A 12,900-nucleotide genomic window follows, 5' to 3' on the forward strand; every position below is an offset into this window, starting at 1 on the left:
TACGGCCAAGAGCAAGAAATCAACATCAGCGCAAAAGCGGGTGACGATATCGAAGAGCTTGCGACTTACATTAACGGTCAAACTGACCTAGTGAAAGCCTCAGTAGACCAAGACGGTAAACTGCAAATCTTTGCTGGCAACAACAAAGTCGAAGGCGAAGTCGAGTTTTCAGGCGGCCTATCTGGTGAGCTAGGTTTGGGCGAAGGTAAAAAAGTGACGGTAGATACTATTGACGTAACCTCAGTCGGTGGCGCACAAGAATCTGTTGCTATCATCGATGCGGCACTGAAATATGTAGACAGCCACCGCGCAGAGCTGGGTGCATTCCAGAACCGTTTCAACCACGCAATCAGCAATTTGGACAACATTAACGAGAACGTGAATGCGTCGAAGAGCCGTATCAAAGATACTGACTTCGCCAAAGAAACGACGGCAATGACCAAATCACAAATTCTATCGCAAGCGTCAAGCTCAATCCTTGCGCAAGCGAAACAAGCGCCAAACTCAGCGCTAAGTCTGCTAGGTTAATTTCAAACCTAAGACGAGAACCTCATTGGCTCGTGGTGAGAGATGAGCGAGTAAACCCAGCTTCGGCTGGGTTTTTTTTCTGTCTTTTGGGGACTCAGGATTTCTGCGAATCACGGCATTAGAGCTTCATCACATTTCAGTAAACCAAAGAAAATAATCGCAAAAAATTGAAAATTTCTTCTAAAGGATATTCATTGGTCGCCGTTAAAGGGACTGAGAGAAATGAGATGTACCTAAGTGAGGTGAGAGACACGACGGTACATTCACTAAAGCCTTAAGGAGATCAATTATGGCGATTAACGTTAATACTAACGTTTCTGCGATGACTGCACAGCGTTACCTAAACCAGGCAGCTGACGGTCAACAAAAATCAATGGAGCGTTTGTCTTCGGGTTATAAAATCAATAGCGCGAAAGACGATGCTGCAGGTCTACAGATTTCAAACCGCTTGAATGCACAAAGCCGTGGCCTAGACATGGCAGTGAAAAACGCAAATGACGGTATTTCTATTGCACAGGTTGCTGAAGGTGCAATGAATGAATCTACCAACATCCTACAACGTATGCGTGATCTTTCGCTTCAATCGGCGAACGGCTCTAACTCAAAAGCAGAACGTGTAGCGATCCAAGAAGAAGTAACAGCGCTAAACGACGAGCTAAACCGTATTGCTGAAACTACCTCTTTCGGTGGTAACAAGCTTCTAAACGGTACTTACGGTACTCAGTCTTTCCAAATCGGGGCGGACTCAGGTGAAGCAGTGATGCTTTCTATGGGTAACCTACGCTCAGACACTTCAGCAATGGGTGGTAAGAGCTACGCAGCAGAAGAGGGTAAAGACGCATCTTGGACTGTTGGTGAGAAAACAGAGTTCAAAATGAGCTACACCAACAAGCAGGGTGAAGAGAAAGAGCTATCAATCAGCGCTAAGCAAGGCGATGATATTGAACAGCTAGCGACATACATCAACGGTCAAAACGATGATGTAAAAGCCTCTGTTGGCGAAGATGGCAAACTACAAGTATTTGCTTCTTCTCAAAAAGTTGAAGGTGATGTTGAGTTTTCTGGCAACCTAGCAGACGAGATCGGCTTTGGTGGTCCGAAAGACGTAACAGTGAAAGACATCGACGTAACCACAGTAGCTGGCTCTCAAGAAGCAGTAGCGGTTATCGACGGCGCTCTTAAGTCCGTAGACAGCCAACGAGCTTCACTCGGTGCTTTCCAAAACCGCTTCAACCACGCAATCAGCAACCTAGACAACATTAACGAGAACGTTAACGCGTCTAAAAGCCGTATTAAAGATACTGATTACGCGAAGGAAACCACTGCGATGACTAAGTCGCAAATTCTTCAGCAAGCAAGTACTTCAATCCTAGCTCAAGCGAAGCAGTCTCCATCTGCAGCGCTAAGCTTGTTGGGCTAAGTGGTAAACCCAGCCTGAGGTCAACACCTTAGTGCTGGGGCACCAAAGCGATAGATTCTATCGTTAGCCCATAAGGTGGAAGGGAGATTGTAATGGATATATCCTCCTACGCATCGAACATCCAGCCTTACGGCACGCCAAATGGCACAAAGTTTGCAAATAAAAATGGCAATGATATAGGCACGTCTAGCCCAGCAAATTCAAATGGTGAGATTTCGCCGCAAAAAGCGAAAAACACCGAATACGACTTCTCTGTTCAAGCTGCGATCGAGATGGCTGAAAGCCGTCAAGAACTGAACAAAGAAGAACGTGAAAAATTGGTCGCACAAATGAATGAATTTGTAACGTCCATAAACAAAGGAGTCGCATTTCGAGTGGATGAAGAATCCGGACGAGATGTGGTGACGATTTATGAAGCCAATACCGGTGACGTGATTCGTCAAATTCCTGATGAAGAAATGCTAGTGGTATTGCGTCGCCTAGCTGAGCACACAGCCAACAGCGGGTTGTTGACTGAAAAAGTGTAAGTCGTTTTTAGAGGTGATTTGATGAGTTTAGGCCCTTTGGGGATGTCTGGCGGCATGGATATTAATTCCATGGTCAGCAAAATTGTGGATGCCGAACGCGTACCAAAGCAGCAACGCATCGACAACGAACGCACGACAATTAATGCCAGTATCAGTGCTTACGGGCGACTCAGAGAGTCATTGGATACGATGAAAAATCTCATGGCGAACTTTCGTCAGGAGAAAGCATTTGCCGTTCGCACTGTCGAAACGACCAATGACAATATCGTATCTGCCACGGCAACCACAGATGCTATCGCTGGCAAATATGCTATCGATGTGTTGCAGCTTGCTCAGAGCCACAAAGTCGCTTCTGACGTATTGCCAGAAGACGCAAAATTTGGCCCTGGTAAGCTGCAGATTTCGCTTGGTGATGAGCGTTTTAATATCGATGTTCGTTCCCGATCTAAGCTCATCGATGTCGTACGCGGCATCAATGGCGCTAAAGATAACCCTGGCGTTCGTGCATCTCTTATTAACGACGTCGAAGGTCCACGCCTTATCCTTGCTTCTAACCTCTCTGGTAAGGATCATCAAATCAGAGTCAGTGTGGAGGCAGAAAAAGGCAACCCTCTTAAATATTTCGAATACCAAACACTTGAAGACCGCGTCAACGCGCTTGAAGAAGCTCGTTCAGCGGCGGAAGATGTCTTAGGTCCTCTTAAATTTCCGGAACAACCAGCAGAAGAGCTGGATGCAAACGGCAATCCTCTACCTCCAGAAGAGCAAAAAGCGGCAGACGATGTACAAGATGATGCATCGCAAGCGCCAATCTCTGCGGCGGGTGCAGAAGCAGCCAAAGCTGGTCAAGAAGCCATTGATGAAGCCAACCGACGCGCGAGTTTACGCCCTGAAGACAGAATTCCAGGGTGGACAGAAACTGCGTCAGGTACTTTGTTGGACTCTTATGAAGAACCAGAGCTCGAACTCGACGAAAAGGCAATAGAGAAGGCACCAGATGTTCCAGGCTGGAATAATGCCGCATCGGGCACCCTAACCGATTCTTACGTTACGACGAAAGAGGCTAAGCAGCTTCTTGAGCAAGAAAAAGCGGAAATCGAGCAAAAAATTGCGAGTGAAAAGCAAGCGTTAGACGAAAAAGTGGCACGTGGTGAACTTTCCGAAGCGCAAGCTAAGCAAATTCATCGCGCTAAACTTGATCCTCAAGAACGTGAGCGTCTGGAAAAAATTGATGAAGCAGAAGCGAAAATCGCAAAGGCACAATCTGCTTTTGAACAATACCTTGGAATGACAGAAGTACAAGCAGGGCAAGATTCAGAAGTTCTGCTTGATGGCGTGGCAAAGCTATCTAGCCACAACAATGTGATTGAAGATGCGATCGAAGGTGTTGATTTAACACTAAAAGGCAAATCAGAACCGAATAAACCGCCTGCTGAAATTGGTGTCGAGTACGACCGTCAAAGTGTACGCAACGATATCGAAAACTTTGTGGCAGCGTATAACTCGTTTTATCAAACCTCCCAAGCGTTGGCGAGTGTGGATCCGGTAACTGGTCAAAAAGGGCCGTTGTCAGGTGACAGCACCGTACGCAGTGCAGATTCACGATTAAAATCGGTCTTTTCTACTCGAATCGATAAGGCGCCTGAAAACCTAAAGTCCTTAACAGAATTTGGCATTACGACCACACGTCAAGGCACCCTAGAAATCAACTATGACATGCTAGATCGCCAGTTGAACAATAACTTCAACGAGTTAGAAAAGTTCTTCGGTGGCAACACAGGTTTTGCTAAACGAGTAGAAGATGCGATTCACGGTATCACAGGTATTACAGGCAGTATTCGTACTCGAGAAAAAAGTCTCACAGAACAAAACTACCGTTTGAGTGACGATCAAGCGGCATTAGATCGCCGCATGGAAAGCCTAGAGAAGCGTACTCATGCGAAGTTTACCGCGATGCAAGATGCGACCGGTAAAATGCAAGGCCAGTTAGGCGCTTTGATGAGTGCGTTGGGTTAATAAATGCAAAAAGAACTCATGGAAATTAGTGATATAGATCAACTAATTACGCAAGAATTAGAAAAAATTGATTTTAATGCTGAAGAAATTCTTCGCTTGGTCGATATCAGGGAACGGTTATTGCAAAACCTGTTACCAATTATTCATCAAAATCCTTTGGTTAAGCAGGATGCAGAGTGGCAAGCATTGCTAACTCGTACCAAAAGAATTGTCGAGCTGATGCAATCGGAAACGTCAAAGGTCGGAAAAGAGCTCCATAAGTTTCGTTATGGCCAGCGTTCACTTCAGCAGTACAAAAAATTTATTTAAAAGAGGATTACTATGCGCGGTTCTTTGCAAGCATACAAAAAGGTATCAGTCGACAGCCAGCTTAGCGCGGCTTCTCCGCACAAAGTCATTCAAATGCTTATGGCTGGTGCGATTGAGCGCCTTATTCAAGGTAAAGCAGCCATGCAAGCAGGCAATATTCCAGCAAAAGGTGAGCGCTTAGGTAAAGCGTTAGACATCATTATCGCGCTACGCAGCTGTCTATCTATGGATGACGGTGGTGATATTGCTTCAAACTTAGATTCACTGTATGAGTTTATGATCACGCAAATTTCTGCTGCTAACCATCAAAATGAGCCTCAGCTGATCGACGACGTTATCGACATTATCCGTGAGATCAAGTCCGCTTGGGACCAAATCCCAACAGAGTTTCATAATCTTACCGCTGCTGAAGTTGGTATTTAATAGTCAAAACAATGCGTTAAGATACTAGACGAATATATTTGTCAATTGCGCAACGAGTTGTGTAGCAAAGTTTCTATCAAGCTCACACCTCTCCATTGCTTGGTTGCCTTATTTTTATATTCAAATAAAATAGAAGCCATTAGTAGCCCTAATGGCTTTTTTGTTGCTGATTTTCCTATTTTGTCTATCGTAAATTGAGTGTGGTGGTTCTGCCTTCTTTAGCACCCAATTGCGCAAATCAAGGTTTGGCCGCAACGCACCTAAAATAAAGGCAATCATTCTTACTTATGCATGGTTTGGCAAAGCTGCTTGTAATTGATGATGACGCATCAAGTCGTTTAAATTTAAGCAATATATTGGAATTTGTTGGAGAAAATTGCGAAGCGGTCAGTTCTGATCAGCTCAGCGATGTTGATTGGTCTAGCGTATGGTCGTGCTGTATTGTTGGTAATATTCCAGCAGGTCAAGCGGCGAGTACGGTTATCTCTCATTTAAACAGCGCTTACCACATCCCTCTTCTAGTCATGGGCCGTTTTCCTTTGCCTGTTGATGATCTTCCAAATTTTGTTGGTGAACTAGAGCTGCCGCTTAATTACCCACAGCTTAGTGAAGCGTTACGCCACTGCAAAGATTTTCTGGGGCGAAAAGGAGTGAATGTTGTTGCTAGTGCACGCAAAAACACGCTTTTTCGCAGCTTAGTTGGTCAAAGTAGAGGTATTCAAGAAGTTCGACACCTGATTGAGCAAGTATCAAACACGGAAGCAAACGTGTTGATCTTAGGTGAGTCCGGTACGGGTAAAGAAGTTGTTGCGCGTAACATCCACTATCATTCTTCATACCGCGATGGCGCATTTGTACCTATTAACTGTGGTGCAATACCGCCTGAGCTCCTAGAAAGCGAATTATTTGGTCACGAAAAAGGCGCGTTTACTGGTGCGTTAACTGCCCGTAAAGGTCGATTTGAGCTCGCAGACGGTGGCACTATCTTTCTTGATGAGATTGGCGATATGCCAATGTCGATGCAAGTAAAGTTGCTTCGTGTATTGCAAGAACGCTGCTTTGAACGTGTAGGTGGCAATAGTACCATCAAGGTAAATGTTCGAGTTGTGGCGGCGACACACCGTAATCTAGAAAACATGATTGAAGAAGGCACGTTCCGAGAAGACTTGTTCTATCGTCTGAACGTGTTTCCGATTGAGATGCCAGCGCTGAAAGAGCGCAAACAAGATATACCATTGCTGCTGCAAGAACTGATGACACGTTTAGAGGCGGAGGGCGGACAACCTATCTGTTTTACACCTCGTGCAATCAACTCACTGATGGAGCATAACTGGCCGGGCAACGTACGCGAGTTGGCTAATCTTGTTGAACGAATGATTATTCTGTATCCAAATAGCTTAGTGGATGTAAACCATCTACCAACCAAATATCGCTACAGTGACATCCCAGAGTTCCAACCAGAGAGCAATCCATTTGTTTCGGTGGAAGAGCAAGAGCGTGATGTATTCCAAGATATCTTCTCTGAAGATTTTAGCTTTGAAGATCAAGACGACCTTGATCACAGCATGAACGCCCCGCAAGCGCTGCCTCCGGAAGGGGTTAATTTGAAAGAGCTGCTGGCTGATTTAGAAGTTAATATGATCAGCCAAGCATTAGAAGCGCAGGGTGGCGTTGTAGCAAGAGCGGCCGACATGCTGGGTATGCGACGTACTACGCTGGTGGAAAAAATGCGTAAGTACAACTTACAGCGCTAGGTAAAGTGAAGTTTTAAGACGATATCTGAATAATCACTTGGGCTGGTTAACATCGTTTTTCTGGCATCCAAAACCGTTATCTCTGAGTGTCAACTTATTGTCGATATCTTAACGTCCTGATAAATATAGAAAATAGCTTGGTACGCTAATTGCTTACCAAGCTATTTTAGTTTTAGCGGCGATATTTCGACAGGCAGTAATGGATAACAACACCAATCAATCCCATTTAGATTCCGTAGAGAATCAGGTTGAGCGCTACAAACAGGTGCTCGATGTGATGCCTGCTGGAGTGATTTTGCTCGATACGTACGGAGTAGTGCGTGAAGCAAATCCAGAAGCGCACCGAATTCTTGAGATTCCACTGGTTAACGAAAAATGGTTCAACGTTATCCAGGCGGTGTTTGACCCACGTGAAGATGATGGCCACGAAGTTTCATTACGTAATGGCCGTAAAGTTCGACTCGCCATCTCGGCGTCCACAACAGGTCAATTGATCCTGATTACCGATTTAACCGAAACCCGTTTACTTCAAGCTCGTGTCAGTGATTTACAGCGCTTATCGTCGTTAGGACGTATGGTTGCATCGCTTGCTCACCAAGTAAGAACGCCGCTGTCGAGCGCTATGTTATATGCATCCAATTTGGGAGCGCCAAATCTTCCTCCAGCGACAAAAGATCGCTTCCAAACCAAATTAATGGATCGACTGCACGATTTGGAAAAGCAGGTTAATGATATGCTGCTTTTTGCTAAAGGTGGTGATAATAAAGTCATTAAGCCATTTACGATTGCCCAGTTGGTAGCGGAATATCAGCCGATGGTCGAAACCGCGCTAAAAAACAACAGTATTGATTACTGCCTAGAAGTGGAAGAAGAACAAACTGAACTACTAGGCAATGCGAACGCCATTGCATCCGCATTAAGTAATCTGGTCATGAATGCGATTCAAATGTCTGGTAAAGAATCGCAAGTCGATATTTTTTTCCGCCCGGTAAATGGTGAGTTACGCATTTCTGTGCAAGACAGCGGACCGGGAGTGCCCGAAGAACTGCAAGCCAAAATCATGGAGCCATTTTTTACCACACGTTCTCAAGGAACTGGATTAGGGTTGGCAGTTGTTCAAATGGTTTGCCGTGCCCATGACGGTCGATTGGAACTTATTTCAGAGCAGGGTGATGGAGCCTGCTTCACCATGTGCATTCCGCTAGAGCGAGTGCAAACAGAAGCGCAATAAGCGGCTTTTGGTAATAACAATTTCTGGAGAATCATAATGGCGCAAAGCAAAGTGCTGATCGTAGAAGACGATGAAGGTCTTCGTGAAGCCCTAGTCGATACTCTGGCTCTGGCAGGGTATGAGTGGTTGGAAGCGGACTGTGCTGAAGATGCACTGTTAAAGCTGAAATCGAATACGGTTGATATCGTCGTTTCTGATGTGCAAATGGCGGGTATGGGTGGCTTAGCTCTGCTCAAAAGCATCAAGCAGAATTGGCCTAACTTACCAGTATTGCTAATGACGGCGTACGCCAACATTGAAGATGCCGTGTCTGCAATGAAAGATGGCGCAATTGACTACATGGCGAAACCATTTGCACCAGAAGTGTTGCTAAATATGGTCAGTCGTTATGCACCGATAAAAAGTGATGACAACGGTGACGCTATCGTTGCTGATGAGAAAAGTCTACGTTTACTCGCGTTGGCCGATAAAGTGGCACGTACAGATGCGAATGTTATGGTGCTAGGTCCTAGTGGCTCAGGTAAAGAAGTGATGTCGCGTTATATTCACAACGCGTCAAATCGTAAAAATGGTCCTTTTGTCGCAATTAACTGTGCCGCGATTCCTGACAATATGCTCGAAGCAACACTGTTTGGCTATGAAAAGGGCGCATTTACTGGTGCTGTTCAGGCATGCCCAGGAAAGTTTGAACAAGCGCAAGGTGGCACAATCTTACTTGATGAAATCAGTGAGATGGACTTGAACCTGCAAGCGAAGTTATTGCGTGTTTTGCAAGAGCGAGAAGTAGAGCGCCTAGGCAGTCGCAAAAGCATCAAGTTAGATGTTCGTGTGTTAGCGACGAGTAACCGTGATCTTAAGCAATACGTGTCAGAAGGAAACTTCAGAGAGGACTTATATTACCGCCTGAATGTATTCCCAATTGCGTGGCCTGCACTTAAAGAACGTAAAGGCGATATTGCACCGCTTGCCAAGCATCTTGCTGAGCGTCATTGCAGCAAAATGGGCATGCCAGTGCCTCAATTCTCGACCGTTGCGTTAGAAAAACTATTGCAATACCCTTGGCCGGGTAATGTTCGTGAATTGGATAACGTGGTTCAACGAGCGCTGATATTAAGTGAAAATGGCGACATCGATGCAGAGCACATTTTGCTTGAGGGCGTAGATTGGCAAGATGCCAATAGCTTGCAACACGTGGTGCAAAACGCAGATATGGTCGTGCCCAATGTTAAGCCAGTTGCGCAAGCTGAGAGTGTCAGCCGCCCAGTAACGGGTGGAGAAGGCTTAGGCAGCGAGCTGCGCGATCAAGAATACGCCATTATTTTGGAGACTTTGGTTGAGTGTAATGGTCGACGCAAAGAAATGGCGGAGAAACTGGGTATAAGCCCTCGAACCTTGCGCTATAAGCTTGCCAAAATGCGTGATGCTGGTATAGATATCCCGAATTAACATAGACAACGGCCATAAGACGAAAAGTGTAAGTAAATTGATTGCTAATGTCTTATGGCACGTTAATTGCTGTGTCAATAATCAGTTTTGTTAATAGTCAATCTTTTGGCTTAGAGGTGCTAATGAAAATTGATGGTATTCAGGCAGAAATGCGCGCCATGATGGTAGAAGCAACCAATACGGCTCCTACTGCAAGTGGGGCGAAAGTTGGAGCGGATTTTAACGATCTCCTAACTAAAGCCATCAATAACGTGAACACACTTCAAAAAGCATCTGGTGATTTACAAACCCGTTTTGATCGTGGTGATGCCGATGTATCCCTTTCTGACGTTATGATCGCTCGTAACAAGTCTAGTGTCGCTTTTGATGCGACGGTTCAAATTCGCAATAAACTCGTTGAGGCATATAAAGACCTCATGAACATGCCAGTGTAATTTAGGTAATAAGTGTGGCAGACAAGTCTACAGATTTAACCGTCACTGAAGGCGGCTCAGATGGTGCACTGGTAGCAAGTTCCGATGTGGATGTGGAGAGTCAAAATCCAGATCTAGAGGAGCGTAGTGCGTCAAAATTCGATATGGCAGTGGGCGACCTCGATTTACTTCGTCAGGTTGTGCTTGTGCTGTCGATATCCATCTGTGTTGCATTGATCGTGATGCTGTTCTTTTGGGTCAAAGAACCGGAGATGCGCCCACTTGGTGCGTATGAGACCGAAGAATTGATCCCCGTTCTGGATTATCTGGACCAGCAGAAAATCAATTATAAGCTTGATGGCAATACTGTTTCTGTTGAATCGAGTGAGTACAACTCGATCAAACTTGGCATGGTTCGTTCCGGCGTTAACCAAGCTACAGAAGCGGGCGATGATATTTTGCTGCAAGACATGGGTTTTGGTGTTTCACAACGTCTCGAGCAAGAGCGTCTCAAACTCAGTCGAGAGCGCCAATTGGCTCAAGCAATTGAAGAAATGAAGCAAGTTCGCAAAGCACGAGTGTTATTGGCACTGCCAAAGCACAGCGTGTTTGTGCGTCATAACCAAGAAGCGTCTGCGTCGGTATTTTTGACATTGTCGACAGGCACGAACCTTAAGCAGCAAGAAGTGGATTCTATTGTCGACATGGTAGCGAGTGCCGTGCCGGGAATGAAAACTTCTCGAATTACCGTCACAGATCAGCATGGCCGCTTACTCAGCTCAGGCTCCCAAGATCCCGCTTCTGCGGCGCGACGCAAAGAACAAGAATTAGAACGCAGCCAAGAGCAAGCGCTGCGCGAAAAAATTGATTCCGTACTATTACCCATTTTAGGTTATGGCAACTATACGGCGCAGGTTGATATCCAAATGGACTTCAGTGCGGTTGAACAAACCCGCAAACGCTTTGATCCAAATACCCCTGCGACCCGCAGTGAGTACGCACTCGAAGATTACAATAACGGTAACATGGTAGCGGGTATTCCGGGTGCGTTGAGTAATCAGCCTCCAGCGGATGCCTCAATTCCGCAAGATGTGGCTCAAATGAAAGATGGTTCTGTCATGGGGCAGGGTTCAGTTCGTAAAGAGTCCACGCGTAACTTTGAGCTAGATACCACCATCAGCCACGAGCGAAAGCAGACCGGGACGGTGGCTCGTCAGACCGTTTCTGTTGCGATTAAAGACCGTCGTCAAGTTAACCCTGATACGGGTGAAGTGACTTATACCCCAATGTCCGAATCTGAAATCAATGCCATTCGCCAAGTATTAATTGGTACCGTTGGCTTTGATCAAGGCCGTGGCGATTTGCTAAATGTATTGAGTGTAAAGTTTGCTGAGCCAGAGGCTGAGCAGCTAGAAGAACCACCAATTTGGGAGCACCCTAACTTCAGTGATTGGGTTCGTTGGTTCGCAAGTGCATTAGTGATTATTGTGGTTGTGTTGGTTCTGGTTCGCCCAGCAATGAAGAAATTGCTTAACCCTACCAGCGATGATGAAGACGAAATGTACGGACCAGACGGCTTGCCGATTGGTGCGGATGGTGAAACTAGCTTGATTGGCAGTGACATCGAAAGCAGCGAACTGTTCGAGTTTGGCTCAAGTATTGATTTGCCAAACCTTCATAAAGATGAAGATGTATTGAAAGCGGTTCGCGCTCTGGTTGCGAATGAACCTGAACTGGCTGCTCAAGTAGTGAAAAACTGGATGAATGACAATGGCTAATGATATCGTACCTCAAGATGACAACGCCGCGGGAATGCCAGTAGAGCTGGATGTTTCAACCATTACTGGCGAAGAAAAAGCGGCAATTTTGCTACTGAGCCTTAATGAACAAGATGCAGCTGGCATTATCCGTCACCTAGAACCAAAACAGGTTCAGCGTGTTGGTAGTGCGATGGCTCGCGCGAAGGATCTCAGCCAAGACAAGGTATCTGCTGTTCATCGTGCGTTTTTGGAGGATATCCAGAAATACACCAACATTGGTATGGGCAGCGAAGACTTTATGCGTAATGCACTGGTTGCCGCTCTTGGTGAAGACAAAGCCAACAACTTAGTTGACCAGATCCTACTTGGTACGGGCTCAAAAGGTTTGGATTCTTTGAAATGGATGGACCCACGCCAAGTGGCGAGCATTATAGTCAATGAACACCCACAGATTCAAACTATCGTACTGTCTTATTTAGAAGCAGACCAATCTGCAGAGATTTTGTCTCAGTTCCCTGAGCGCGTGCGTTTGGATCTGATGATGCGTATTGCCAACCTTGAAGAGGTTCAGCCATCAGCATTGGCAGAGCTGAACGAAATCATGGAGAAACAGTTCGCGGGTCAAGCGGGTGCACAAGCAGCCAAAATTGGCGGCCTGAAAGCAGCAGCGGAGATCATGAACTACCTAGACAACAACGTCGAAGGTTTGTTAATGGAGCAAATTCGCGATCAGGACGAAGACATGGCGACGCAAATCCAAGACCTAATGTTTGTCTTCGAAAACTTAGTCGAGGTGGACGACCAAGGTATTCAGAAGTTGCTGCGTGACGTACCACAAGACGTGTTGCAAAAAGCACTCAAAGGTGCAGATGACTCGTTACGTGAGAAAGTCTTCAAGAACATGTCTAAACGTGCTGCTGATATGATGCGTGATGACATAGAAGCGATGCCGCCAGTACGAGTGGCAGATGTAGAAGCCGCTCAGAAAGAAATCTTAGCAATTGCCCGTCGAATGGCGGATGCTGGTGAGCTTATGCTATCTGGCGGTGCTGACGAATTCTTATAATTTCTAT

General features: G+C 45.8%; 12 protein-coding genes. All 12 read left to right on the forward strand.

Features of this window, described 5'->3' with window-relative positions; genetic code table 11:
• A partial coding sequence (locus R7F64_RS22630; RefSeq protein WP_206946719.1) for a flagellin occupies window positions 1-528 on the forward strand: 528 nt, incomplete at its 5' end.
• 289 nt (window positions 529-817) lie between these two features.
• Window positions 818-1,948, forward strand: coding sequence for a flagellin (locus R7F64_RS22635; RefSeq protein WP_005380449.1), 1,131 nt, complete (start codon window positions 818-820; stop codon window positions 1,946-1,948).
• 92 nt (window positions 1,949-2,040) lie between these two features.
• A complete protein-coding gene (gene flaG / locus R7F64_RS22640; RefSeq protein WP_005384493.1) occupies window positions 2,041-2,475 on the forward strand; it encodes a flagellar protein FlaG in 435 nt (144 codons plus the stop codon).
• A 21-nt stretch (window positions 2,476-2,496) separates the two neighbouring features.
• Window positions 2,497-4,491 (forward strand): flagellar filament capping protein FliD, encoded by a 1,995-nt coding sequence (gene fliD / locus R7F64_RS22645; RefSeq protein WP_005384492.1) that lies wholly within the window; start codon window positions 2,497-2,499, stop codon window positions 4,489-4,491.
• A gap of 3 nt (window positions 4,492-4,494) precedes the next feature.
• A complete protein-coding gene (locus tag R7F64_RS22650; protein ID WP_005380456.1) occupies window positions 4,495-4,800 on the forward strand; it encodes a flagellar protein FliT in 306 nt (101 codons plus the stop codon).
• A gap of 12 nt (window positions 4,801-4,812) precedes the next feature.
• Entirely contained in the window at window positions 4,813-5,223 is a 411-nt protein-coding gene (gene fliS, locus R7F64_RS22655) for a flagellar export chaperone FliS (RefSeq protein ID WP_005380457.1), read from the forward strand.
• 287 nt (window positions 5,224-5,510) lie between these two features.
• Entirely contained in the window at window positions 5,511-6,977 is a 1,467-nt protein-coding gene (locus tag R7F64_RS22660; RefSeq protein ID WP_005384490.1) for a sigma-54 dependent transcriptional regulator, read from the forward strand.
• Window positions 6,978-7,176: 199 nt separating this feature from the next.
• Entirely contained in the window at window positions 7,177-8,208 is a 1,032-nt protein-coding gene (locus tag R7F64_RS22665; RefSeq protein WP_005380459.1) for a sensor histidine kinase, read from the forward strand.
• Between the two features lie 36 nt (window positions 8,209-8,244).
• Window positions 8,245-9,654 carry a sigma-54-dependent transcriptional regulator gene (locus R7F64_RS22670; protein ID WP_005394318.1) on the forward strand — a complete coding sequence of 470 codons (1,410 nt, stop codon included), beginning with the start codon at window positions 8,245-8,247 and terminating at the stop codon, window positions 9,652-9,654.
• A 122-nt stretch (window positions 9,655-9,776) separates the two neighbouring features.
• Window positions 9,777-10,088: a flagellar hook-basal body complex protein FliE gene (gene fliE / locus R7F64_RS22675; RefSeq protein ID WP_005384482.1), complete on the forward strand. Its 312-nt coding sequence runs from the start codon at window positions 9,777-9,779 to the stop codon at window positions 10,086-10,088.
• 14 nt (window positions 10,089-10,102) lie between these two features.
• On the forward strand, window positions 10,103-11,845 hold the full coding sequence (fliF, locus tag R7F64_RS22680) for a flagellar basal-body MS-ring/collar protein FliF (RefSeq protein ID WP_005380462.1): 1,743 nt from the start codon (window positions 10,103-10,105) through the stop codon (window positions 11,843-11,845).
• A complete protein-coding gene (fliG, locus tag R7F64_RS22685; protein ID WP_005380470.1) occupies window positions 11,838-12,893 on the forward strand; it encodes a flagellar motor switch protein FliG in 1,056 nt (351 codons plus the stop codon). The genes fliF and fliG overlap by 8 nt, the downstream gene beginning before the upstream one ends.
• Window positions 12,894-12,900 lie beyond the last annotated feature (7 nt).

Source organism: Vibrio sp. Vb1980, from assembly GCF_033338615.1.
Classification (GTDB): domain Bacteria; phylum Pseudomonadota; class Gammaproteobacteria; order Enterobacterales; family Vibrionaceae; genus Vibrio; species Vibrio alginolyticus.

Coding starts and splice junctions, on each gene's coding strand:
- R7F64_RS22660 (WP_005384490.1), top strand. CDS start 5,511: ATGCATGGTTTGGCAAAGCTGCTTGTAATTGATGATGACGCATCAAGT.
- fliG (WP_005380470.1), top strand. CDS start 11,838: ATGGCTAATGATATCGTACCTCAAGATGACAACGCCGCGGGAATGCCA.
- fliS (WP_005380457.1), top strand. CDS start 4,813: ATGCGCGGTTCTTTGCAAGCATACAAAAAGGTATCAGTCGACAGCCAG.
- flaG (WP_005384493.1), top strand. CDS start 2,041: ATGGATATATCCTCCTACGCATCGAACATCCAGCCTTACGGCACGCCA.
- R7F64_RS22665 (WP_005380459.1), top strand. CDS start 7,177: ATGGATAACAACACCAATCAATCCCATTTAGATTCCGTAGAGAATCAG.
- R7F64_RS22670 (WP_005394318.1), top strand. CDS start 8,245: ATGGCGCAAAGCAAAGTGCTGATCGTAGAAGACGATGAAGGTCTTCGT.
- R7F64_RS22635 (WP_005380449.1), top strand. CDS start 818: ATGGCGATTAACGTTAATACTAACGTTTCTGCGATGACTGCACAGCGT.
- fliD (WP_005384492.1), top strand. CDS start 2,497: ATGAGTTTAGGCCCTTTGGGGATGTCTGGCGGCATGGATATTAATTCC.
- fliE (WP_005384482.1), top strand. CDS start 9,777: ATGAAAATTGATGGTATTCAGGCAGAAATGCGCGCCATGATGGTAGAA.
- R7F64_RS22650 (WP_005380456.1), top strand. CDS start 4,495: ATGCAAAAAGAACTCATGGAAATTAGTGATATAGATCAACTAATTACG.